The 24,014-nt window shown below is 42.9% G+C and carries 18 protein-coding genes and 6 tRNA genes; 22 read left to right on the forward strand and 2 right to left on the reverse strand.

All coding sequences use genetic code 11. The annotated features are described in order from the left end of the window. Window positions 1-66: 66 nt before the first annotated feature. From AXX12_RS13225 to AXX12_RS13310, 18 genes are all read left to right on the forward strand, one after another. Entirely contained in the window at window positions 67-1,236 is a 1,170-nt protein-coding gene (locus AXX12_RS13225; protein WP_066243550.1) for an ABC transporter substrate-binding protein, read from the forward strand. A gap of 107 nt (window positions 1,237-1,343) precedes the next feature. After that, entirely contained in the window at window positions 1,344-2,234 is an 891-nt protein-coding gene (locus AXX12_RS13230) for a branched-chain amino acid ABC transporter permease (protein ID WP_066243554.1), read from the forward strand. Window positions 2,235-2,244: 10 nt separating this feature from the next. After that, window positions 2,245-3,201: a branched-chain amino acid ABC transporter permease gene (locus AXX12_RS13235; RefSeq protein WP_066243557.1), complete on the forward strand. Its 957-nt coding sequence runs from the start codon at window positions 2,245-2,247 to the stop codon at window positions 3,199-3,201. Next, window positions 3,185-3,961, forward strand: a complete 777-nt coding sequence (locus AXX12_RS13240) for an ABC transporter ATP-binding protein (RefSeq protein WP_231881892.1) — start codon at window positions 3,185-3,187, stop codon at window positions 3,959-3,961. The genes AXX12_RS13235 and AXX12_RS13240 overlap by 17 nt, the downstream gene beginning before the upstream one ends. After that, on the forward strand, window positions 3,955-4,668 hold the full coding sequence (locus AXX12_RS13245; protein WP_066243559.1) for an ABC transporter ATP-binding protein: 714 nt from the start codon (window positions 3,955-3,957) through the stop codon (window positions 4,666-4,668). The genes AXX12_RS13240 and AXX12_RS13245 overlap by 7 nt, the downstream gene beginning before the upstream one ends. Before the next feature lie 31 nt (window positions 4,669-4,699). Next, window positions 4,700-5,659 (forward strand): aldo/keto reductase, encoded by a 960-nt coding sequence (locus AXX12_RS13250; RefSeq protein WP_066243562.1) that lies wholly within the window; start codon window positions 4,700-4,702, stop codon window positions 5,657-5,659. Window positions 5,660-5,823: 164 nt separating this feature from the next. Beyond that, entirely contained in the window at window positions 5,824-7,089 is a 1,266-nt protein-coding gene (gene uraA / locus AXX12_RS13255; protein WP_066243565.1) for a uracil permease, read from the forward strand. Window positions 7,090-7,435: 346 nt separating this feature from the next. Continuing rightward, the gene (gene purB / locus AXX12_RS13260; protein WP_066243567.1) at window positions 7,436-8,728 is read left to right on the forward strand and encodes an adenylosuccinate lyase; all 1,293 of its coding nucleotides are present in this window, start codon (window positions 7,436-7,438) and stop codon (window positions 8,726-8,728) included. Window positions 8,729-8,968: 240 nt separating this feature from the next. Continuing rightward, the gene (locus AXX12_RS13265; protein ID WP_066243570.1) at window positions 8,969-10,252 is read left to right on the forward strand and encodes an adenylosuccinate synthase; all 1,284 of its coding nucleotides are present in this window, start codon (window positions 8,969-8,971) and stop codon (window positions 10,250-10,252) included. A gap of 236 nt (window positions 10,253-10,488) precedes the next feature. Further along, window positions 10,489-10,564, forward strand: a tRNA-Lys gene (locus tag AXX12_RS13270). A gap of 28 nt (window positions 10,565-10,592) precedes the next feature. Then, window positions 10,593-10,667, forward strand: a tRNA-Glu gene (locus AXX12_RS13275). 5 nt (window positions 10,668-10,672) lie between these two features. Further along, window positions 10,673-10,748, forward strand: a tRNA-Val gene (locus tag AXX12_RS13280). Between the two features lie 15 nt (window positions 10,749-10,763). Next, window positions 10,764-10,840, forward strand: a tRNA-Asp gene (locus tag AXX12_RS13285). A gap of 9 nt (window positions 10,841-10,849) precedes the next feature. Continuing rightward, a tRNA-Phe gene (locus AXX12_RS13290) sits at window positions 10,850-10,925 on the forward strand. A gap of 153 nt (window positions 10,926-11,078) precedes the next feature. After that, window positions 11,079-11,909, forward strand: a complete 831-nt coding sequence (locus AXX12_RS13295; RefSeq protein ID WP_066243574.1) for an ATP-binding protein — start codon at window positions 11,079-11,081, stop codon at window positions 11,907-11,909. Window positions 11,910-12,298: 389 nt separating this feature from the next. Continuing rightward, complete coding sequence (locus AXX12_RS13300) at window positions 12,299-13,087, forward strand: outer membrane beta-barrel protein (protein ID WP_066243575.1); 789 nt, start codon at window positions 12,299-12,301, stop codon at window positions 13,085-13,087. Window positions 13,088-13,518: 431 nt separating this feature from the next. Beyond that, window positions 13,519-14,490, forward strand: coding sequence for a tyrosine-type recombinase/integrase (locus tag AXX12_RS13305; RefSeq protein ID WP_197470719.1), 972 nt, complete (start codon window positions 13,519-13,521; stop codon window positions 14,488-14,490). Between the two features lie 569 nt (window positions 14,491-15,059). Beyond that, the gene (locus AXX12_RS13310) at window positions 15,060-15,959 is read left to right on the forward strand and encodes a hypothetical protein (protein WP_066243577.1); all 900 of its coding nucleotides are present in this window, start codon (window positions 15,060-15,062) and stop codon (window positions 15,957-15,959) included. A 1,057-nt stretch (window positions 15,960-17,016) separates the two neighbouring features. Here the strand turns inward: AXX12_RS13310 and AXX12_RS13315 are convergent. After that, complete coding sequence (locus AXX12_RS13315) at window positions 17,017-17,577, reverse strand: recombinase family protein (protein ID WP_066243579.1); 561 nt, start codon at window positions 17,575-17,577, stop codon at window positions 17,017-17,019. 430 nt (window positions 17,578-18,007) lie between these two features. Here AXX12_RS13315 and AXX12_RS13320 point away from each other — a divergent pair, with 430 nt between their 5' ends. The 4 genes from AXX12_RS13320 (at window position 18,008) to AXX12_RS13335 (ending at window position 23,385) form a co-directional block, all read left to right on the forward strand. Continuing rightward, window positions 18,008-20,485: an NACHT domain-containing protein gene (locus AXX12_RS13320; protein WP_066243583.1), complete on the forward strand. Its 2,478-nt coding sequence runs from the start codon at window positions 18,008-18,010 to the stop codon at window positions 20,483-20,485. A gap of 891 nt (window positions 20,486-21,376) precedes the next feature. After that, window positions 21,377-21,451: transfer RNA gene (locus tag AXX12_RS13325), tRNA-Gly, on the forward strand. Window positions 21,452-21,694: 243 nt separating this feature from the next. Continuing rightward, window positions 21,695-22,486: an amino acid ABC transporter substrate-binding protein gene (locus AXX12_RS13330; protein WP_066243586.1), complete on the forward strand. Its 792-nt coding sequence runs from the start codon at window positions 21,695-21,697 to the stop codon at window positions 22,484-22,486. Window positions 22,487-22,761: 275 nt separating this feature from the next. After that, window positions 22,762-23,385: an HD domain-containing protein gene (locus AXX12_RS13335; RefSeq protein WP_197470720.1), complete on the forward strand. Its 624-nt coding sequence runs from the start codon at window positions 22,762-22,764 to the stop codon at window positions 23,383-23,385. 241 nt (window positions 23,386-23,626) lie between these two features. On the opposite strand, the gene AXX12_RS13340 is transcribed toward AXX12_RS13335, so the two are convergent. Continuing rightward, window positions 23,627-23,917 carry a hypothetical protein gene (locus AXX12_RS13340; RefSeq protein ID WP_066243589.1) on the reverse strand — a complete coding sequence of 97 codons (291 nt, stop codon included), beginning with the start codon at window positions 23,915-23,917 and terminating at the stop codon, window positions 23,627-23,629. Between the last annotated feature and the right edge of the window lie 97 nt (window positions 23,918-24,014).

Genomic DNA, 24,014 nt, shown 5'->3' on the forward strand with positions numbered 1-24,014 from the left:
AGGGTCAGACGCTACTTGTAATTTCATGTAAGATCTACATGGGATATAAAAAGGGAGGGCAAGAGAATGAAGGTAAGTTTACGAAAAGCCATCGGAATCTTAGCAGCGGCAATCATGCTATTCAGCATGATAGTAACTGCAGGCTGTGGCGGTCAAGAAGCCGCTAAAGCCCCAGCCGAAGAAAAAGGACCAGTTAAGATTGCGGTTATAGTCACTTCCTTAACTGGCCCCTTGACCAAAAATGGTGAGTATATCACCAACGCTGTAAAGATGGCTCTGGAAGAAGTAAACTCAAGTGGTGGCGTAAAAGGCCGGAAGCTGGAGGCAGTATTTCTTGACGACCAGGTTAAGTCTAGCGAAGCCATCAACGCAGTAAAAAAAGCGGTCGATGATCTCAAGGTCCCTGTCATTCTAGGCTCTGACTCTAGCGGACTGGTTCTTGCAAGTATGCCTTTTGCTGCAAAAGAAGGTGTTCCTCAGGTTGTTTCCGCCACTAACGTTCGTATTACCCGGCAAAACGTGCCGACAATATTCAGAATGCGGGCCGATGATGCTGTGGCAGCCAAGATTCTAGCCGATTATGTAACTGGCAAAGGCTTCAAGAAAGTCGGAATCATGTATACCAACGAAGATTATGGCAAAGGATTCATGGAAGAAATTCAAAAGAATCTGCAGGCGCAAAAGAACGGCGCCATAGGACTTGAGACTTGCAATATCGGCGATACCGACTTTACGGCTCAAATCTTGAGCCTTAAGAACAAAGGCGTTGATACCGTTCTAGCATTGGGCAAAGAAATCGAAACCGCTAAGTTTCTACGCCAAAGTAAAGAGCTTGGCTTAAAAGTTCAGATGTTCGGCGGTTCACCGTTAGGACTTGACTATGTGGTAGAACTAGCCGGCGGCGCAATGGAAGGTGTCAAGATCGTAACACACTTCCTGCCAAGCGACCCTGATCCGAAAGTTCAGGAATGGGTTAATAAATACAAAAAGCTTTACAAAAACGAAGAACCCGAGACCCACGTTGCTTGTTACTATGATGCAGTCAAAATGGTTGCAGATATCATGAACAAGAACGGTACGACAAAAGAAGCCATAACTAAAGGGTTAAAAGAAGTCAATTATGTTGGCATTCAAAGCGCATATAAAGGAAGTGCGTCTGGCGACTTAGTAACTAAACAGGTTGTTGGTGATTTTAAGAACGGGGTTTGGACTGTAACTGATTCGCTAGGCAAATAATCAGAGTTTACGTTCGGCGGGGAATCTCCGCCGAACGTAAATTTAGGCAATGGAAAATCCTATTACCTTAGTTGTACTTCTAGCAGAATTTGTTTGGAGGAGAAGTAATGGAGTTTACAACATTTGTACAATTATTGATCGGAGGGTTGTCTATCGGTGCCCTGTATGCCCTGCCGGCGCTAGGAATTACACTGATTTGGAATGCCGCGGGCGTCTTTAATTTCGCCAATGGTGAGTTTGTCATGATCAGCAGTTTTATGATCTATACCCTGTACCTTTCCATGAAACTGCCGTTTGTCGGAGCGCTTTTGATAACAGTCTGCTTTATGTTTCTATTTGGAGTACTAATAGAGAAGACGATCGTTAATACGCTTAGGCGGCAAAACGCACCAGCTATTAAGGCTCTGGTCTCGTTTATTGCCTTATCAATCTTTATTCGTAATGCTGCCCGATTTGTTTGGGGCACGGCGCCACGGACGATAGAAAATCCCTTTGGGTCTAAACCTTTCGAACTGCTCCCAGGGATTTTTGTCATGCCGCATTCTATCTGGATAATCGGCATCTGCGTTGTGGTCATGTTACTGTTGCTGGCACTCTTCAAGGCGACAAAATTGGGAATAGCTATGCGGGCAACAACTCAAAACCGGACTGTTGCCGCTTTGATGGGTGTGAATACTAGTTGGATGGTAAGCTTAGTATTCGGTCTATCTTCCATTATCGCAGGTATTGCCGGTGCTCTTTCGGGAGCGGTTTTCTTCATAACACTCGATATGGGAATTATGTTCGGCACAAAGGCCTTTGCGGCAAATATTATTGGCGGCTTTGGAAACCCGATGGGGGCCATCGTTGGCGGGTTAATCCTTGGCGTAACTGAAACACTGGGCGCTAGCTTCATTTCATCGATGTACAAAGATGTAATCACGTTTACACTGCTCTTGCTCTTTCTCTTATTTAAGCCAAAGGGTTTATTTAAGCTAGATATCGTAGACAAGGTATAGGTGATTTAGCATGCAGAAACTAAAATCTAATTGGCTATGGGTACTGTTAGCCTTTTTTGCCGTATTGCCGGTCGTATTAACAAATAATTACTATATCTACGTGTTTAACCGCGGCTTTGCCAATGCAATCGCTGTTATCGGCTTAGTCATTCTTTTCGGCATAGCTGGCCAGATCAGTTTAGGCCATGTTGCCTTCTTTGCTTTGTCGGCCTATACCTCGTCAATTCTGGCAATTCGATTAGAATGGTCGCCGTTTATTACAATCCCGCTAGGAGTTTTGTTCTCCTGTATTTGGGGCGCGTTGCTCAGTATCCCATCATTTAAGTTAAGCGGGCCCTTCTTATCAATCAGTACGGTCGCCTTTGGCGAGGTTGTAAGATTGTTGGTAATCAACCTGGAACCGTTGACCAACGGCCCTTATGGATTGTATAACATTCCTCCGGTAGTTATTGGAGGATTCCGCATTGTTAAAGAGCTACATTGGTATTACATTCTGCTGGTTGCCATGTGTCTGCTTGCCGTTCTGGGGCTTCGAATTAAAAACTCTTATATCGGTAGGGCATTGGCTGCAATCCGGGAAGATGAGATTGCGGCTGAGATCATGGGAATCAATATTCGCCGGATGAAGACATTCGCCTTTGTAAGCGCGGCATTTTTTGCGGGTCTTTCGGGCGGACTCTATGCGCACTTTGCGGGATATTTGTCGCCAGAGATTATTACTGGTGAACAATCTTTTAATCTGTTCAGTATGGCGATTGTAGGTGGTCAAGAATCAATTATCGGTTCACTTTGGTCTGGCATTGCCTTAACTATTGCACCTGAATATATGCGATTTTTGCAGGAGTATTATATCATGATCTTCAGTTTAATCGTACTGCTGGTTGTGCTCCTGCCTTGGGATACGCTAATTGAGAAAGCAGAATCTGGCTCCAAGAGAGAGGTGAAAGCCGTTGAGTATCGTTCTTGAGATAAATAAATTATCGAAGTCGTTTGGCGGAATTGTTGCTCTAAAAGAGGTTAGTTTAGAGGTCAGTCGAGGTGAAGTTCTAGCCGTTATCGGTCCCAATGGTTCTGGCAAAACGACTCTTTTGAATCTAATAACAGGAGTATATGTACCGACTAGCGGCGAGATCACCTTGGGGGGCAAGAGAATTGACGGACACAATTCTGCCGAAATCTGCACCTCCGGAATCGCGCGAACCTTTCAGAACATCCGTTTATTCAAGCAACTTTCTGTTTTAGACAATGTTTTGATTGGCTTTAATCATGCGTTTAAATCCAGCTTGGCTAACGTTCTCGGTAAAGGCCGTCGTTTTCGTGAAGAAGAGAAAACCTTCCGGGAAGATGCGGCAAAGCTGTTAGAGGTAGTTGGCTTACGAGGCAAGGAAAATGTCGTAGCCCAGAGTTTGCCCTATGCCCAGCAGAGACTTTTAGAGATAGCCAGAGCGTTAGCAACGCAACCACAAGTTTTACTGCTGGATGAGCCGGCTGCAGGCATGAACAGTGAGGAAATCGCCCATCTCATACAACTGATAAAAACCTTAAGGCAGACAGGCCTAACTATTATCTTGATTGAGCACATTATGGATTTGGTCCGTGGCGTAACAGACAGAGTTATTGTACTTAGCTATGGCGTCAAAATTGCAGCAGGTTCATTTGAAGAAATTGAAAGAAATCAGGAAGTCATAGAGGCATATTTGGGAAAAGGAGCAGCCAAGACATGCTAACAATTAAACATTTGGATTCGTACTACGGAAAGGCGCAAGTGCTCCATGACGTTGATATCGAGGTTAAGGAAGGACAATTTGTCGCTCTATTAGGACCCAATGGAGCAGGAAAAACGACAACAATGATGTCCATTTCTGGCCTGGTAAAAACATCAGCCCAAACGCAAATTGAGTTTCTAGGAGAGCGGATTGAACGTTTAAAGCCCGAGGCTATAGTTGCTCGCGGGCTAGTGCATGTTCCGCAAGGCCGTGGGGTTTTTCCTGGATTAACAATTAAGGAAAACTTAATTATGGGTGCCTACTTGAGAAATTCAAAGAAAGAGACCAATAGTGACATCGAGCGCCTGGTAGAACTATTTCCGAAGTTTAAAGAGCGGATGTCTCAAATGGCAGGCACTCTTTCGGGCGGCGAACAGCAAATGCTGGCAATCATCAGAGGGCTTATGGCGCATCCCAAGCTATTAATGCTAGATGAGCCATCAATGGGACTGGCTCCGATTATTGTTGATCAGATTTATGAGACCATTGCGCAAATTAATAAGTCAGGCATGACTATTCTGTTGGTTGAGCAAAACACCAATATGGCTCTACAAGTTGCTAATTATGCATATATTCTATCAGTTGGCGGTATTGTCAATGAAGGTGAATCATGTGTTTTGCGACAGGATGAAGAGATGATCAAATCTTATTTTAAGGGACAGCACTAGCTTGAACTAATTTCATATATATGGAGGAAATATGATATATAAGAAACTGGGCAATCTAGATGTAGAGATTTCGCGACTTGCGATGGGAGGGCATGAGTATTTGCCTACCGGCGCATCGCGAGGATTCAACGAAGACTTTGAGCTAGCGATAAAGCCTAATTACATCTTTGACGGCTTTGGGCAAGATGCCAGAAAACAAGTATTAGCCGTCGCATTTGAGAACGGAATTAATCTGTTCGATGTGACTATGGACTCAGAGAAGGAAGCGTTGGGTAGAAACTTAAAAGAAATGCGTCCGCCATATGATGTCTTCATTCAAACAAGGCCGGAAGGAATGGGCTATACGTATGACCGCAATAACGTAAAAATGGCTCAGTACGATCTGCTTCGGGCGGAGGTTCAGAGAATTGTAAAGCTGCTTGACCGGGACCAGATTGAATTCTTGAATCTGCCATTTATGAAGACCGCATTAGATAATGATCCAGATTATCTGGTGAAAATTAAGTACAATATTGAGGCATTAAAAAGAGAAGGGCTAATCCGCTTTGCTTGCGCTGATACATTTTCCGGTGAATATACATATTTAAAGCAAATCGAGGCCGGCTGCTTTGACGTGGTCTATATCAATTGCAACTTCGGGGACTATCAGAGCATAAATAAAGTTCTGCCTGCAGCCCAAAGCAAAGGAATGGGAGTAGTCTGCCGGGAAGCCTATATGAAGGGAAAGCTTTTCAAAATGGCAGAAGAGATTGGTGCAGACAAGTCCAAGGTAGCCCACGCAGCTCTTAAATGGTGCCTGAGTCATGACGAGGTTACCACGGTGGTTTATGGTACGGGGAAGCCGCGAAACCTCATTGACGCTATTAGTGTATTGAATAATCTTGAGCTAACGGAAGAAGATCTATCTATTATTGAGAAAGTGAAGCAGTCCGCCTTGTTCAAAGAATTTGCTGCGCAGAAAGATGTGGAGTTCTTGCACGATGGTGCTTAAATCTAATTCCATATTTAATGTCTGGGGGTCAGCCAGAGGGCTGTCTTCCCCAGACGCCTATGTCCTAAAGCCTCATGTGTTGAGGCTTTAGGACATTTTTGCATTTTCCTTGCGGATAAAAACAGACAGTTTAGCTCAAAAATAACTAAACAGGGGGAATGCACATGGAACGACGGATCATTCAAGTTGATGAACGACCAACGCTATGGGAAACTATTCCACTGAGTCTGCAGCATCTGTTTGCTATGTTTGGCGCGACAGTGCTGGTTCCCATACTGTTTAAGGTTAATCCTGCAACCATTCTGCTGTTTAACGGTATTGGCACACTGTTATATATCGTTATTTCTAAAGGGAGGATACCAGGCTATCTAGGCTCAAGTTTTGCCTTTCTGTCGCCTGTCTTCGTTGTACTGCCCCTGTATGGTTATGAGGCGGCGTTAGGCGGATTCATTGCTGTGGGAGCAATATTCTGCGTCGTGGCACTGTTGATTGGGGTTATGGGCATGCGCTGGATTGACTATGTTTTTCCCACTGCAGGCATGGGCGCGATTGTTGCAGTCATTGGACTAGAACTCGCACCTGTGGCCGCAGAGATGGCCGGATTGACGGCCAAGACGCTAGACCTCAAAGTCATCACTGTCTCAATATTCACCCTTGTGATTACAGTTTATGGTTCAGTGTTGCTCAGAGGTTTTCTGGGGATTATCCCAATTTTGATTGGCGTGCTGGCCGGCTATTCGCTGGCGTTATTCATGGGGCTCGTTGATATAAGCGCGATTGCCAGCGCCCCATGGTTTGCGCTTCCGACCGTTTACACCCCAGTATTTAACTGGAATGCCCTTGCGATCATCACCCCGGCGGCGTTGGTCGTGATTGCCGAGCATATCGGTCATTTGATTGTAACCGGCAATATTGTCGGCAAGGACTTGATCAAAGACCCTGGGCTCAGCAGGTCTCTATTGGGCAATGGGCTGTCTACACTGCTATCCGGATTCTTCGGATCGACTCCGAATACGACCTATGGGGAGAATATCGGCGTCATGGCGCTCAGCAAAGTATACAGCACCTGGGTTATCGGCGGGGCGGCGGTCATTGCCATCATCCTGTCGTTTGTCGGCAAGCTGGCGGCGGCAATTCAGAGTATACCTACGCCGGTCATGGGGGGAGTGTCGCTGCTCTTGTTTGGAGTTATCGCTACATCAGGGATCAGGATGCTGGTGGAGGAGCAGGTGGATTATAACAAAGGCAGAAACCTAATCCTGACCTCGACGGTCCTAATCATTGGCGTCAGCGGCGCGTACATCAATATCGGCACAGTGACGCTAAAAGGCATGGCGCTCGCCACTGTTGTGGCGATTATCCTGAGTTTGTCCTTCGCCATCCTCGATAAGTTCGGGTTGTCTAATGACCAGGACGATGGAAACGGCTGATAATGCCAAGGAGGCTGGGCGGATGATCACGAACTGAAAGGCTCTGTCGGCCATTTCGAGAAGTTGAAAACAGGACCAACTGCTAATCGAACATTGATGGCGAATTAAAGGAAATCATTCGAACTTTTATTGACACTTCAAAAGCATCATGCTATGATAAGCAAGGGAAAGTAGCTGACTGCCGCAATTGCAACGTCGCCCTCGTTCTCCGGTTCTACGATCAGAACCAGGACAATGGGCTTATTGTTGTGTCTGCAGTTCAAGTACTCTCTTTGTGTGTTTTTTTCCTCATGGAGAAGAATACTAGTAACCAAAGCGCCAACAGGCTTGAAAGGGAGCGTCGCTATTGATTAAACGCTATACAAACCCGGCCATGGGACGAATTTGGACAGATGAAAATGAGTTTCAGACTATGCTTGACATTGAAATTTACGCCTGTGAATGCATGGCAGAGTTAGGCAATATCCCGAAAGAAGCAGTTCCGGTTATTCGGGAAAAAGCTCGCTTCACGGTCGAACGCATTCGTGAGATTGAAAAAGAAACACGTCATGACATACTGGCATTTCTGACAGCTGTCGCCGAAAATGTTGGTGATGAAGCAAAATATATTCATATGGGTCTTACCTCCAGCGATGTCAAAGATACGGCATTAGCAGTCATGATGAAGCAAGCTGCCGGCATTATTCTTGAACGGCTGGAGAAACTGCACTCAGTCCTCAAACGGCGAGCTGCGGAGCACAAATATACCGTCATGGTCGGCAGAACGCATGGCATTCATGCCGAGCCGATGACACTAGGGTTGAAATTTGCTCTCTGGCTAGACGAGACCGAGCGCAACATTCGCCGTCTGGAAACAGCGCGTGAGACGATCGCTGTCGGCAAACTTTCCGGCGCGGTAGGTACTTACTCTAACATTGATCCCGCGGTTGAAACCTATGTTTGCGACAAGCTAGGCATAAAGGCTGCTCGTCTCGCCACCCAAGTCATTCAACGCGACCGTCATGCTGAGTTCCTGACCACTCTGGCCATTATTGGAAGTTCGCTCGATAAATTCGCTACAGAAATCCGTAATCTGCAGCGTACCGATATTCGCGAGGCAGAAGAGTTTTTCCACCCCGGGCAAAAAGGCTCATCAGCCATGCCTCACAAACGCAATCCAATCACCTGCGAACGGATCAGCGGACTAGCGCGGGTGCTGCGTGGCAACGCCATGGCTTCGCTCGAAAATGTGGCTCTCTGGCATGAACGTGACATTTCGCATTCTTCGGTCGAACGGGTTATTCTGCCTGACAGCACCACACTGCTCGATTACATGTTGCGGCTAATGACAGATATCATCGATAAGCTGTTGGTCTATCCTGACGCCATGCAGGCCAACATGAACAAAACCGGCGGTCTGATCTTTAGTCAGCGACTGATGCTGGCCTTGGTAGACAAGGGCGTTGTTCGGGAGACTGCTTATGTCTGGGTACAACGCAATGCAATGGCCAGATGGCTGGCTAATGCCGACTTCAAAGAAAATGTCAAAAATGATCCAGATATTCAGAAATACCTCTCGTCGGAGGATATTGAGGTGTGTTTTGATCCCTCGTTCTTCCTACGACATGTAGATACAATCATGGCCCGCTTTGGTTTATAGTGCCGGCCGCTGATATGCGGCGCAATACGTTGTACCCGCAAGGGCAGGCCGTGTTCTAAGGCGCTAAAGCGCCAAGAACTACGCACTTGCTTTAGTGCTGGTATCCTCGACGTACTTTCCAGTACGACTCCGGGACCAGCCCAGCACGCGCCTAGTCTTGCTTGCATCTGAGCGGCCTAGAGTCGATATTTGCAGGTAATGCCTCTGGCAGGAATTTTGGCTATATAAGGAGTGGAGAATATGTCATCAGTAGTTGTTATGGGCACCCAGTGGGGTGATGAGGGAAAAGGCAAAATCGTTGATTACTTGGCGGAAAAAGCCGATGTTGTTGTACGTTATCAAGGCGGCAGTAATGCTGGGCATACTGTAGTGGTGAATGGGCAAGAGTTTAAGCTACGTCTTTTGCCGTCAGGCATACTTTATAATGGCAAGATGTGTATTGTCGGTAATGGCGTGGTTGTTGATCCGCAAGTTATGCTAGAAGAGATTCAGGGCATGAAAGCCAAGGGTGTTGATGCCTCTGGACTAAAGATTTCTAATCGAGCCCATGTCGTTATGCCATATCATCGCTTGCTGGACGAGGCAGAAGAAAAATATCGTGGTGACAACAAGATTGGTACCACTAAGCGCGGCATTGGGCCTTGCTATATGGATCAAAATGCTCGTACCGGTATTCGCGTCGTTGATCTGATGGATGAGGAAGAGTTTTCGGAAAAATTGAAAATCAACATTGCGGCAAAGAATCATCTGCTGCAGGCAGTATATGGCTTGGAAGGCTTTGATTACGAAGCTGTGAAGCAAGAATATCTCGCCTATGCTGAAGAACTTCGCCCCTATGTCACTGATACGATGTGCGTGTTGAATGAAGCCCTCGACGCTGGTGCAAAAGTGCTGTTCGAAGGTGCTCAGGCGACCATGCTCGACTTAGATCATGGCACTTATCCCTATGTAACATCATCACACCCCATTGCCGGTGGTGTTTGCGTTGGCGCAGGTATAGGCCCAACCCGTATTAATACCGTTGTCGGTGTTGTCAAAGCTTACACGACTAGAGTAGGTGAAGGACCATTTCCGACAGAGCTTCTCGATGCGGATGGTGACTATATTCGCAACCAGGGTCGTGAATTCGGCACTGTTACCGGGCGGCCGCGCCGCTGCGGTTGGCTAGATGCTGCTGTTGTTCGCTATGCAGGTCTGCTTAGCGGCATCAATTATATGGCGATTACACGCTTAGACATCCTCGATCAAATGAAAACCTTGAAGATTTGCACTGGCTATAAATATAAAGGACAATTGTTGAAGGAGTTCCCTGCCAGCCTAAAAGTATTAGGCCAGGTTGAGCCCATATATCAGGAACTTCCTGGTTGGGAACAGCCGATTTCGGGCATTAAGCGCTATGAGGATCTTCCTGTCAACGCTCGTCGCTATGTTGAAGCAATCAGTGAAGCAACCGGCATTAAAATTGGCATCGTCTCGGTCGGCCCCGGTCGGGAACAGACGATCATCTTGAAGGATATGTTTTAAGACACGAGTATAAGCGACGCTTAACCACAGAGTACGCAGAGATCGTAGAGTGGTCGCAGAGGGCTACTATAAGTATCCGGTTCCCTCTGTGGGACCCTCCGCATACTCTGCGTACTCTGCAGTTTGGCAATCCTGTCTTCTCAATTTGCGGGTTGCAAGTTACCATAAAAATCCATTGAGCCAAAGTGTTGACAAGCAACCCATATTCCGATATAATCTTATCTTGTGAGACCGATGACCCACTAGCTCAGTTGGTAGAGCACCTGACTTTTAATCAGGGTGTCGATGGTTCGAGTCCATCGTGGGTCACCACTTTTGGAATATCTCACAACCTTCAAATGGCCCGTTGGTCAAGCGGTTAAGACACCGCCCTTTCACGGCGATTACGGGGGTTCGAATCCCCCACGGGTCACCATTCCCGGGCGATTAGCTCAGCCGGGAGAGCGCCTGCCTTACAAGCAGGATGTCGGCGGTTCGATCCCGTCATCGCCCACCATTTCCTTTGCTATGCGGCCCTGTGGTGTAGCGGTCTAACATGCCGCCCTGTCACGGCGGAGATCGACGGTTCAAATCCGTTCAGGGTCGCCATTTTTATTTGCCGCGGTAGCTCAGTCGGTAGAGCAGAGGACTGAAAATCCTCGTGTCGACGGTTCGATTCCGCCCTGCGGCACCAATAGATAAAGCTCTGTGCAGAAATGCGCAGAGCTTTATCTATTTAAAAGAATATTCAATTTATAGATTATCTAAACAGGATTTTACAAACGATTTGCAGAATAAGCAAGGTTGGGGGAGCGCTTCCAAGGGCCCCCATGGGAGGTGAGCTTAGGTGTATTCTCATTTTGAGTCAGAGCAGCAGACTCAATTTACTGCCGACCAGCCAGAAAGCTCAACGACGATAGATGGCTGCACAGACTTGCTTTTTCTCCATACTGAGGGCAAACCGAGAATTGATACTGGCGAAAAGAGCCACACGATTGAGGAAATGGCTCGACTCGACCGGCTGAATTTGATCGGCGAGATGGCGGCAAGTATTGGCCATGAGGTTCGCAATCCCATGACGACAGTTAGAGGTTTTTTGCAAATGCTACGCGCTAAAAAAGAATTGGCAAGCTTTGCATCTCATTTTGACTTAATGGTTGAGGAGCTTGATCGCGCCAATAGCATCATCAGCGAGTTTTTGTCCATCGCCAAGAACAAACCTAGTAATCAGAGTGCGGGCCGACTGGATGCGGTGGTTGACATACTCATGCCGATGTTGGATGCTGGCGCGTTAATGGCCGGCACGACGGTGATTTTTAAGGGTGGGCCTGTGCCGCCAATATTGATGGCAGAACGCGACATCCGACAATTGATTTTAAACTTGGTCAGGAATGCCTCTGAGGTTACGCCGCATGGTGGGCAAGTGAGCATTCGCACCTATGTAGAAGCAGGTCGGGTTGTGCTATCTATTGCCGACCAAGGGCCTGGCATTGCTCCGGAGGTACAGCACAAGCTGGGTACAGCCTTCTTTACCACCAAGGAAAAAGGAACCGGCATCGGGTTGGCGGTTTGCCGCCACATTGTCGAACGCCATCATGCCGATCTAGCGTTTCAAACAGGGCCGCAGGGAACGACGTTTTATGTCTTGTTTCCGATGGCAGAAACTAATGACCGCTGACAAAAAGGGTAGGGCTGCCACTATATAGATAACGGCTTCTCAGCTATTAGCTGAGAAGCCGTATTTTATTTTCCGACAGTTCTCTCGGCAGCTATATACGGCATAAGAATCATGGCTTAAACTAGGAGTCTTATGCTGTCACAAAGACCACCTGCATTTCTAATGCAGAGGTGGTCTTTGTTCTTTTTTCATGCATTTAACCGGATTTATTGATCATTAAACCATACAGAATCTACAAAATCAAAAAGAAAATATTTGTAAAAATTATCCTGTAATTCCTGGGGAGGTGGTTACCAAAAGTGCATAAGTTCCGGACTAAAAGTATATATATGGATGATTAGCGAGAGTAGTGGTTTGAGGTGTGTGTGAATACTATAGGAGGTAAGAAAATGAAAAAAATTGTATTAGTAGTCCTGTTGGTATGCGCTATGTCCAGCGTGGCCTTGGCCAGTCCGTTAACAGACTACTCCAAAGGAAATGCAGCGCTTGATATCAACTATCGGAATAACTCTACTTATGATGTTAATGCAGGAATCAATGGAGTTGGCAAAATCGGCGAGTCGTTTGATGGTAAGAACAATTTTGAATGGGGATTTACTTACGGTATTGGGAACAATTGGGCATTGCAATATCGTCAAGCAACTCCAAAAGGAACACTGAGCCTTATTGATGACAGCATTTCTCAACCTGAGGAGATGAGTAGGAGTTCATATATTACCGCAGCTAATGTAAATCTTGAGGCAAAAACCAGATTAGAAGAATATAACGTTTTGTATAAGCTGGATAAGAATTTCTCTCTGTTCACCGGTCTCGTAAAAGCATCTCCTAGATTCAAAGTAAATGCAGGAGTACAACTTGGGTGGGAAGATAATTACAGCGGCGATCTTGCAATTCAGGGTCATGATAAAAACATCTGGCAATTTGGTTTCGTGGCAAGCGCGCCGTTAGCCGACAAACTCACAGCCTACGGTCTTGCGTCTTTTGGTAGCGATTACCGTAACTGGGAAGCTGGCCTGGGCTATGAAATTGCCAAAAACTTAGAGTTAAACGTGAACTACCGTGATATGAAAGTTGATAACATGACCGTTGCAGGCATTTCGACTCCTGATGGAAATTTCGACGTCAAAACTGATACAAAAGTTAAGGGATGGGGCTTCGGCGTAACCTATAAATTCTGATTCTGTAACTCCACTCTCAAACTATACTCTCGCATTGCGCTCCGTAAGGAGCGTTTTTTTTGAGCAGCAGGAATTCTAAGTGCGAGGGAATAACGGGTTCTGGTTCTACCACAGAGTACACAGAGAGTGCGCCACGCAGAGGGATTCGGGTTATTTTGTATAATAAACCGTAGCCCTCTGCGGTTCCCTCTGCGATCTTTGCGTACTCTGCGGTTAACGATCCCCGTATTTCCTAGACCACCTCAGCAGTTTAACTGCGTTGGCTATCGATAAACTGCATGGGTAGTTTGTGGCGCCGGCTATTGATAACCGATCAGTAATATGGTATAGTAATAGTCGTCAACTCAATAGGTGCGGGCGTAGCTCAGTGGTAGAGTACCGGCTTCCCAAGCCGTGAAATTCCATATATGGGAAACAAAGGAAGCAAGAATATGCACAGTCCAGTGAAAGGACTGTGTTTTTTTATGGCTAAAAAAGGCAGTAAACTAATTGGTATTGAGCAAGACTTGAATCCGTTTTCTTTAATTATCGATTTCTTAAACGCTCGGAAAGCCCAAGGGATTACGAGTTTTACCCTATCTAGTCTTAGAAGTGCACTTACACAGTTTTTTACGGCGTACAAGGGTAATATTAGAAATGACCAGAAACTCAATCAGGCGGTAACAATTTTCTTGTCTGATAAAAAAGCGGGGTATTATAACAAGTTATTGCAAGCGTTACGACAGTTCTTTGACTATTGTATCTGTGAACAAATTCTAAAGCGGAATCCCTGCGAGGGCATTCGTTTCAAAAGAGAGACGGCAAGAATTGTTCAGCATGACCAGTCTGTAATACGAGCATTGCTTACCTTACCCGACCAGTCTACGTTTGCTGGCCTGAGGGACTACGCTTTTATCTTGACCATGCTTGATACAGGGATTCGACCTAATGAACTGTTGCAAATCTGCATAAGAGACGTTGACTTAATTAATGTCCAGCTAATCGTTCGTGAAGAGTATTCAAAGACTAGGCAAATGAGAACATTGCCAATATCAATACAAACCGTACAGGTAATCAAAAGGTTAATTTATGCCCGACATGAAGACTGGAGCATGGATACTCCTGTATTCTCCAGTTTTAGCGGTAATAGATTAACGAGTCATAATTTCCAAGAAAGATTTCGACAGTATTCAAAGCAGTTAGGGGTTAATATTACGCCTTATCACTTACGCCACGTCTTTGCTTTGTGGTTCATTAGAAATGGCGGGAATCTATTTGCCTTACAGAAGATTATGGGACATACAAAGTTGGATATGACCAGAAACTATGTCGAGTTGGTTCAAGCGGATATTAAAGCCAGTCATGAGAAGGCCTCCCCTTTAAGCAATATCTTTATAAGGAAAGACGTGGTTAGGAAGATTTAGTAATGATTGACATGTTTGTAAGGGGCAATTTAGAAAGATCTTTCTTAACAGGAAAATACAAATATGGTAAATATTTGACAATGACCGACAAGTAGTTTATAATATGTTTTGTAGGATACTCTATTTTTTGGTCGGTATTAGAATAATTGTGTACCTCAGATTTAAGGTTAACTGCCTTAAGTTTGAGGTCACTGTTGTAAATGGGCAAAAAATAAGAAAGGTCTTCTACAATTGACCTGGATTTGGTAAGTCTAGAGGAATATCCTTGTTCGAGACTATTGAATGTGTGAAAGCAACAGAAGAAAGGGGGGATTACTATGCGGTACAGCAGTTGTAGTTGCTATGTTCGGCAACTGACCTTGAGGCATCAATCGAATACAGCTTCTAAATTCACTAGTTACCTCGATTTAAGGGTGTTGCACCTTTAGATCGGGGTAGTTTGCATTTTAGGGGTATTTTAGAAGATCTTTGTAAAACGCAAGGATTTTAAATGCATACAGGCGGCTAAAGTGACGTTATACCAACTTCTTAGTTGAAAAAAATGCAATTAAAAATGGAGGGGATTAACAATGGTAGAAGTTGTAGATTCAATTATGGGTAGTGGCAAGACTTCCTTTGCAATTCAAATGATGAATGATAATCCAAGTAAAAAGTATATGTTTATTACACCGTATTTAGAGGAGGTAGGTAGGATTAAAGCGAGTTGTGTTGGCTTTGAAGAGCCAGATGACAAAAATGGGCAACGAAAAACTGATAGCTTAAATCAATTGATAACGGCAGGGAAAAGCATAGTTAGTACCCATGCGCTATTCAAGTTAATGACAAAGGAAACTATGAAATTACTCAAGAAATCGGATTACACCTTAATCCTTGACGAGGTACTTGAAGTAATATCAGTTGAAAATCTCCAAGACGATGATTTGAACATATTGTTAAAATCGAATTGTGCACATGTAGACCCCGCTACAGGATATTTAGTTTGGGATAAGGATTCACACAACGGTAGGTATGCTGATGTAAAAAGACTCTGCGAGACAAAGAATATTGAGGTCACCAATGACACTGCTTTAGTATGGGTGTTTCCTGATGATATCTTTAATTGTTTTAGTGAGACGTATATTTTGACGTACATGTTTGATGTGCAACTTCTAAGATATTACTTCGACCTAAAGGCAATTCTGTATGAGCGATTCCAACTGGTAAATAATGGGGGAAAATACAATCTAGTACCTCATAATGGTGACGATGGAGACACGAGCAAAATCAATATAAATATTCTTGGCGGTAAGAAAAACGAAATTGGAACATTGGGAACGGTGAAGAAAGGCAAGAGAGGACAGAATGTAAAGATTGATCCGTACTTCAATTTAAGTTGTAGTTGGTATGAAAAGGCAGATGCAAGTCAGTTGAAAAGAATTAAAAACAACACTGGAGGATATTTTAAGAATGACTTAAAGCTCACCAAGTGATCTGACCTTATGGGCAGTTTTCAAAGATTATCAAGTGAAAATAGAAGGAAATGGCTATAAAGGAGGGTTCGCGGCTTGGAATCAAAGAGCAACAAACAAGTATAAAGACAGAATAAACATAGCATATTTAGTCAACGTATTCATAAATCCAATGCTAAAAGCGTTCTTTAGAAACCATGGAATCGAGATAACTAGAGAGCAAGAGGAAAGGTATGCTCTATCATTGATGTTACAATTCCTTTTTAGATCAGCATTAAGGGAGGGTAAAACTGTCAATCTGTATATTCCAAGTTCTAGAATGAGGCATTTATTACAGGATTGGTTAGGGTTGCCAAGGACTGATTAATTTTAGAACTTTATAGGTTCTAAAATCAAATGAAAACCCAGTAATGGCAAGGGTTTGAGCAATTATCCCTTAAAAGAATAGAAGAATAGTTCACAACCTGTAAAAAAAACATGCCCGTAAGGGCATATTCCCTAAGCGATGTAGCAGGGCGTAAGCCCTGCGTAGCAGAGCGAAGGGAATTATCTTTCGCCATCAGTTACAAAGTTATGAACAATAAAGATTCAATACCTTGTACGCAAACTAAATGATGTATTGATACCCTCCTACGTCGGGTATAGGGCTTCGCCCTGATTTTGGCATACAAGTTATAATAAAGCTTGAATATGATTAATAAAGACCTACCTTGTACGCAAACTTTGTAGTAAATTATAGTTGGCTGTGCTAGTTATTTAGCTAACTAATGTAATTATAGATAGGGTAGGTACAACTCCAAGCCTATAGAATTACAACCTGTGATAACCTGTTTAAAAACTTGTTACCATATTGGGAACTTTATAAAACCTTACTAATAAAGCTAGCATTATAAACAGAGTACCTAATAAAACCTAAGTAAAAACAAACACTAGAACTGAATAAGTTGATTGCTCATCTCACCGATGGCGAATGTATGAATATGCTCAAGTATCGTATAGACTTAGAGATTCAGAAAACTCCATAAGAAATATTACTTATTCTACTTAATAATGCATTGGTATAAATAAAAACAGGCTGTTACGCCTGTTCTATTTCTTTCACATGATTGTAAAAGGTATTCTTTTTAGTCCCTGTCAGCTTCATCGCTTCTACTGCTGTTATCTCTTTCGCTTTCCAGCGTTTGTAAACTTCTTTGAACTTGTCGCTGATATTGATCTTAGGTCTGCCATATGCTCGGCCTTCTTTAAGTGCTAAATCAATTCCTTCACGTTGCCTCTGCTTGATCGTATCTCGCTCTAGCTGGCTAAGAGCCGCAAATACTGACAACATGAATTTGCCTTGTGGTGTACTTGTGTTAATATTCTCTTTCAAACTGATAAGACTTACGCTCTTGGCTGTTAGCTGTTCAACGATCTTTAGGAAGTCTAGTGTATTTCTAGCTAGTCTACTGATTGACTCAATATAAATAGTGTCACTTTGTCTGGCAAATTCGAGCATTGCCTTAAGCTGTGGTCTGTTGGTGTCTTTACCTGATACTTTCTCTTCAAAGACTTTTTCTATATTGTGTGCTTTCAATGCTTCATGCTGTCTGCCAGTGTTTTGTTCAACTGTTGAAACTCTTATGTAGGCAATATTCATTTTATAAAACCTCCTACGCTAACTGTTGTTTTCAGAGTAACAAGGAAGTTTATAAAAGTCAACAACAATTTACAAACGTTTATAAAATTCTTCAATAAGTTTAATAAACGTAAATTGAGCATGTTACTCACTGTTTAAAAAAGTACACATTTTAGGACGTGTGACACATATGTAAATAATAACTTACAGATTCAAGTATATTTTCCTGAAAGAGTTTTCTGGTTTTAAACTATAGGTTAGCAACTCTGTTAGCATTTTCTACTTACTTTAGTTAGATAGATCTTTATTTATAATGATTTTAACGTAAAATGCAAAGATATATAAAATATTCTAAATAAATCGACTTTAAAAGAGGATATTCGAGTACTGTGTGATATTTTAATAACAGTATTCTTTTTTTGTGTTTTGTGGATTAGATAGGAGGGATATAATGATAGAATCTATTGACCAAAAACATGATAAATTAGTAAAAAGCAGAGGAATGTTGCTGGAGTATTCCGCACAATCTTTAACTGAAAGTGATACTCGTAGCAAAATAATTGATTATATTTTTAGAGATATCTTAGGTTGGGACGAAAATTGTATCAAGAGAGAAGAAAGTATCAAAAGTGAAGAAAATACAAAGTACATAGATTACTGTTTTGAATCAAATAAAAATAGTTTTATAATTGAAGCTAAAAAAGCGGGTATTTATTTTAATTTGCCCAATCAAGTGAAAAGATGTAAAAGAACAGGCATAATTTCTAAAGATAACAATACTCTTAAAGCATTAAATCAGGCATATGAATACTGTGTTTTTAATAATAAAAAAATAGGGTGTATTTCTAATGGATTGCAATTTGCTGTATTTCTTATAAATAGCCATAAAAGAAAATATGACACGTATCTTTTTAATGGGATAGATGACATTATTAACAACTTTACTAATTTTTTTAATATATTTTGTCCATACTTAGACGGAGTTGATAGTTTATGCAAACTGCTAGATGACGCTGATAAGCCGATACGTCAATTGCCACAATTCAGTAAGAGTATGAATGATATAACCTACAACGCTGATGCTAGAATGAATCGAAATCAATTAGACATAAGCATTAAACAAATAATTAATCACTTTTTTACTGATTTAGTATCTGATGATAAATTAGATTTATTAGAAGAATGTTATTGCATAAATGAACGAATCCCACAATATGATAAACAGTTAACCGATCTAATAATTGATGAAATCCCACGGTTAGATTTGCCGATACAAGATTCGGATTTCTTTGATGAAGATTTTAGAAGGCAAAAAAAGGCTTTTATTGAGGATTATAAGAAATCTGATTTGATGATTATTGTTGGAGGAGTTGGTTCTGGAAAAACAACGTTTATACATAGATACTTTAAGTCGATACTGCCCCAAACATTAAGAGCGCAAGTTATTTGGTTATATATTGATTTTACTCAACAGTCAAGTGAATCTATTGATGTTAAAAACTATATCCTTAAGGAAATTCTTCAGCAATTAAGAGAACGATACAGCTTTCTAAATATTGATGGTTGGGAAACTTTACAGGAAATATATCGTTCTGAAATAGTTAGAATGCAAAATGGCGTATTAAAGCCATTGTTTGAGCAGAATAAAACAGATTTTGACATTAAAGTATCCGAGCATTTGCTAAATAAGACTTTAAACGAAGCTCAGTTCTGTGAAGATGTTTTGAAATTTTTATCTATGAACCAACGCTATAAAAAAATGATATGTCTTACAATTGATAATGCAGACCAACTTAGTGAAGAGTTTCAAAAAAAATGTGTAACTGCAGCTTATGATTTTTCAAAAAGAATTAATAGTCTTATTTTGCTATCTATGAGAGAAGATTCTTATTGGCGGTTAAGAAATACAAAGCCTTTCGATGCATATAATTGCTATGCATATCATATCTCTGCTCCCTCGGTCTCGGCAATTTTAGCAAAAAGAATTGAAGCTGCTATTAGACGTGTAGGAAAGCAAATGTTGTATCTTAATAGTGAGAATGGTATAAGATGCGAAATCAAAACAGAAAACTTCTTAAATATAATAAAAGAGTCGCTATACCAAAAAAATGATACAATTAATATCGAATTATTTGAGGCATTATCAGCGGGCAATTTAAGATTAGCAGCTGACCTTTTAGGAACTTTTTTGACTTCTGGGCATACAAATACACGTGAATATATAGAGATTTATTTAACACAAGGTAATTATAAAATTCCGTTTCACGCTTTTGTCAGAAGTATAGCTTTAGGGGATTATATGTATTATCATTCTGATAAAAGCTTAATGCTTAATATGTTTACTATTGATGACGATGGATTTTATTCTCATTTTACTAAAGTTCGAATTCTCTATTACTTAAGTGAGAAGAAAAGCTTGGATAGTCCTGCTGGTAAAGGATATTTTAATGTAGACAGATTATACGATGTTTTTAATGATGTTTGTAAAAGTCAGTTTAGTTTTAGAGAAATAATTACCCCCTTACTCAGAAGACGATTAATACAGGCTGACAATGGTGTCAATAATAGCGGGCATGATGCTCAATATGTAAAATTAACATCGTCAGGTTATTATTATATTACTGTGTTAATGAAGAACTTTGCATATTTGGAGAGACTTTGTGAAGATACGCATATTCATTCTATGGAGTATTTCAGAAAGATGCATGAGATTACAGACAAACTAGTCACCTATGAGTATCCTAAGCAGTCTTTAGAATGGCGTTTAAAGCGTGTACTGATTTTCTTGGAGTACTTAAAAGAAGAGGAGAGTAAAGATCTGCCATTTTTAGAGAACACTCCAAGCAGTATGATTACTGATGAAATTATTAGGTGCTTTACCCAGCAGTCTGATGCTATGTTGAAGAAATCTAAAAGGATACCAAAATAGCTAGCATCTTTGTTCGGGCAGCTGTGGCTAGGTGAATGATTGCATAACACAGGCATCGCCTCTCGTAAAATGAAATATGCATAAGCATTGCATCTTCAGAAGAAAGACTGAACTTCTTGTATAGTTGCGTAAATCCTTATGTCTAGAAAGGCAACATATCTGTATATTACATTTTACGATTACAATGGGGAGGGGTGGGGCTTCCAAATGGGGGTAGCCATTTCTCACACATGTACGACATTAATCCTAGAGCATTCAAATATAAATGGCTTAAAAAATTTTTCTCAATTTTTTGTAACTCGGGGTAGACCTTGTATGGGACTTTAATATTGAGAGATAACGAGAGGCCGCCTTCTCTTGAAGGGGGTTTTTCTTATTCCTTTGCCCTGTCGTTCAAAACCTATTGGACTTGGTATGTTTAAAAATAAATGAGTATGCTGAGATTTTTACAATTGGAAAAAAGAGTCATTCGGGGGATTACAAGCGAAATGACGGAAATTGGGGTAAACCCTATCTATACTATTATTATAGGACTTCCCTTACTTACGTCAAAATTAGTTAGGAGATTTTTATTGCTTGTACGCTTCTATAGAATGGAAAAGTACTTCTTGTGTAGTCTCGCCAGAGGCCTTGAGCTTACCTGGAGTTAGGCGGGCAAAGGGATTCGAACCCTCGACAGCGTAGCCTTTCGTAGAAAGGGTATGCGATAACACGCTTGTATATTTATGCTGTCTTATGCAAGAGGGAGGTTGCTTTGGGAAGCGGGTAAGAAATGCCTCCCGTGCCTTGATTTCGCTGAATTTCTATGGTATGATTATTTGCGTTGGGTAGTATACCTCAGAGTATACATTTTGGACTGTGAGTCTGAAACCCTTGTGTTTCCTAATAGGTGCGGGCGTAGCTCAGTGGTAGAGTACCGGCTTCCCAAGCCGTGGGTCGAGGGTTCGAATCCCTTTGCCCGCTCCAGGTAATTCAAGCCTTTCGGCAATTGTGTCGGAAGGCTTTTTCTGACTCTCAGAATCTATGAGGATCAAGGTGCCGCGAAGCCTTAAAACGCAACGGAACGGACGCTAGCGCTACGAAACGCGCAAGCGCCACTAAGGACTATTTTAAAATCTTAACTAATTACCCCTTTACTATTTCATCTAACTAAAGTATAATAACATTATCGATTGCAATTATGCATGATATTTAACTGGAGGGGTTTATATGAAAAAGATAATTGGACTGGTGCTATTGGTGATTATGGCTGGTGCGATCTTTGCAGGTTGCGGCGGTGCGGATACGAAAGCGCCAGCAGCACAGACGAAGAAAAAGATTGTCATCGGTTTAGATGACAGCTTCCCGCCGATGGGCTTTAGAGATGATAAGAATAACATCGTCGGGTTTGATATCGATATGGCTAAAGAAGCTGCAAAAAGACTGAATGTCGAGGTCGAGTTCAAGCCGATCGACTGGAGCGCTAAGGAAATGGAACTGAACGGCAAACGCATTGATGCCTTATGGAATGCCATGAATATAACTGAAGAACGCAAAAAGAACGTGCTGTTCAGTGACCCGTACATGGAAAGCAAACAACTGATTTTCGTGCTGGCCGGTTCCCCGATTAAAGGTGCTGCCGACCTGGCCGGTAAAGCCGTTGGTGTTCAGGAATCCAGCATTGGTGATGAAGTAGTGTCAAAGGACGCTAAGCTGAAGGCTTCCTTAAAAGATCTTAAAAAGTATCCTGACTGTATTGCTGCATTTCTTGATCTTAAAGCAGGCCGAATAGATGCTATTGTTACTGATGAAATACTGGGCAGATACTACATGTCCAAAGAAGCTGGCAAGTATGTAGCCATTGAAAAGCCGATGGGTGAAGTGGGTGTCTATGGCGTTGGCTTCAGAAAAGATGATAAAGAACTTCGTGATAAAGTGCAGGCTGCACTCAATGAAATGAAGAAAGACGGGACATCGGCAAAAATATCTAAACAATGGTTTGGTGCAGACATTGTAAGGTAATTTTGCTCCAGGTAAATCAAGCCTTCCGGCATTGCCGGAAGGCTTGATTATTGTTGAGGCGGAAGAGCCAGTCAGCTAGGGACCTCTTATTAGCCGCGAAAACGCGAAGGGCGCTATGCGCCTGCGCTAAGGGAACGCGAGAAAAAGGGATAATATGCGCACAGGTGAGATTCTCTGTCGCTTGGTTTGTCCCTCTTTGCAAAGGGGACAAGCACTAACAATCATACCTTATCCGTAGCAGGAGATTCTTTTGCTTAGCTGGAAGTACCTGTAGATTGTCTGCTAAAACGAGAGGAGAGATCATCCTGAATAAGTACGAGCGGTTAAAGCAACAAATTGCCTTCATTGTTGAGATCGACAAAATGAAGAGCATTTACCGTCAAAACTATATCACCCAGGGATCACGTAATGAGACCGACGCCGAACATTCGTGGCATTTGGCGGTCATGGCGATGCTGTTGGCGGAGCACACCGACATGGTCGTCGATCCAGTCCGAGCGCTAAAAATGGTTCTGGTCCATGACTTAGTAGAAATCGATGCAGGCGATACCTATTGTTACGATCAGCAAGGCTTGCTTGATAAAGAAGAGCGGGAAGAGAAGGCGGCTGAGCGGTTGTTTGGCATGCTGCCGCCGGATCAGGCTGATGAGTTCACAACGCTTTGGCAAGAATTCGAAGCAAGAGTTACGCCGGAGGCGCGGTTCGCCGACGCGATTGACCGGCTGCAGCCATTACTGCTGCAATATCACACTGACGGGCGGTCATGGCATGAGCATGGCATATCCAGCAGCAAAGTGGTGGAACGGAATAAGCGGACGAAAGAGATTTCGGCAGACTTGGCAACGCTGGTTGACGAAATCATCGAAGATTCTATCAGGCAAGGTTTTCTGCCGCGATAGCGATTAGATACGTTTTGCCACGAAGGGAACGGAGTGACACGGAGATTCTGTAGGTAGAAATGATTGGCCACGAAAACGCGAAAGGCGCTGTGCGCCTGCGCTAAGGGAACCTACAACAAGAAACGATATGCGTAAGTCTTCTGCAATGAGAATGCTAACCGTCCATAGTGGCGCTAGTGGCGTTTGTGCAGCTTGTGCTACGCAATCTTATTTCCCGAAGACCGTCGCACAACTGTTTTTCTTAACCTTCCAGCTTTGCGACTTTCACCTTTAATACCTCAACCTCTTTCCGCAGTTCGGCGAGAGTCTTAGCCGTGTCTTGGCAAGTTGACGCTAAACACGGCGGGTCGGCCTCCGGCTGGCTGGAGACGACGGCTTGAATGATCAGCAGGTTCTGCCCGATTCCGAGCAAGAAATTACCGAGAATTCCAAGTTGGTCAGCATTAAGCCCCTTCGACAAAAAAATGGCTAAAATTGCTGCCAGTGTAACTTGCTCATCAGGTCCCAGCGAAAAAAATGCAGACTGTTCCATTACGAGTGCCTCACACTAGTTGATTTGCGTTGCATACACGACGTAGGGTATTCACATCATTCTATGCCATTGCAATGCCAAGGTGCGATTCGAACAA

The organism is Anaerosporomusa subterranea (genome assembly GCF_001611555.1).
Lineage (GTDB): Bacteria > Bacillota > Negativicutes > Sporomusales > Acetonemataceae > Anaerosporomusa > Anaerosporomusa subterranea.

Excerpts from the sequence above, each read along its gene's own strand:
- AXX12_RS13315 (WP_066243579.1), bottom strand. The coding sequence starts at position 17,577 with ATGAATATTGCCTACATAAGAGTTTCAACAGTTGAACAAAACACTGGC.
- AXX12_RS13230 (WP_066243554.1), top strand. The coding sequence starts at position 1,344 with ATGGAGTTTACAACATTTGTACAATTATTGATCGGAGGGTTGTCTATC.
- AXX12_RS13265 (WP_066243570.1), top strand. The coding sequence starts at position 8,969 with ATGTCATCAGTAGTTGTTATGGGCACCCAGTGGGGTGATGAGGGAAAA.
- AXX12_RS13235 (WP_066243557.1), top strand. The coding sequence starts at position 2,245 with ATGCAGAAACTAAAATCTAATTGGCTATGGGTACTGTTAGCCTTTTTT.
- AXX12_RS13330 (WP_066243586.1), top strand. The coding sequence starts at position 21,695 with ATGAAAAAGATAATTGGACTGGTGCTATTGGTGATTATGGCTGGTGCG.
- AXX12_RS13245 (WP_066243559.1), top strand. The coding sequence starts at position 3,955 with ATGCTAACAATTAAACATTTGGATTCGTACTACGGAAAGGCGCAAGTG.
- AXX12_RS13340 (WP_066243589.1), bottom strand. The coding sequence starts at position 23,917 with ATGGAACAGTCTGCATTTTTTTCGCTGGGACCTGATGAGCAAGTTACA.
- AXX12_RS13310 (WP_066243577.1), top strand. The coding sequence starts at position 15,060 with ATGGTAGAAGTTGTAGATTCAATTATGGGTAGTGGCAAGACTTCCTTT.
- AXX12_RS13250 (WP_066243562.1), top strand. The coding sequence starts at position 4,700 with ATGATATATAAGAAACTGGGCAATCTAGATGTAGAGATTTCGCGACTT.
- AXX12_RS13320 (WP_066243583.1), top strand. The coding sequence starts at position 18,008 with ATGATAGAATCTATTGACCAAAAACATGATAAATTAGTAAAAAGCAGA.
- AXX12_RS13225 (WP_066243550.1), top strand. The coding sequence starts at position 67 with ATGAAGGTAAGTTTACGAAAAGCCATCGGAATCTTAGCAGCGGCAATC.
- uraA (WP_066243565.1), top strand. The coding sequence starts at position 5,824 with ATGGAACGACGGATCATTCAAGTTGATGAACGACCAACGCTATGGGAA.
- AXX12_RS13305 (WP_197470719.1), top strand. The coding sequence starts at position 13,519 with ATGCACAGTCCAGTGAAAGGACTGTGTTTTTTTATGGCTAAAAAAGGC.
- AXX12_RS13300 (WP_066243575.1), top strand. The coding sequence starts at position 12,299 with ATGAAAAAAATTGTATTAGTAGTCCTGTTGGTATGCGCTATGTCCAGC.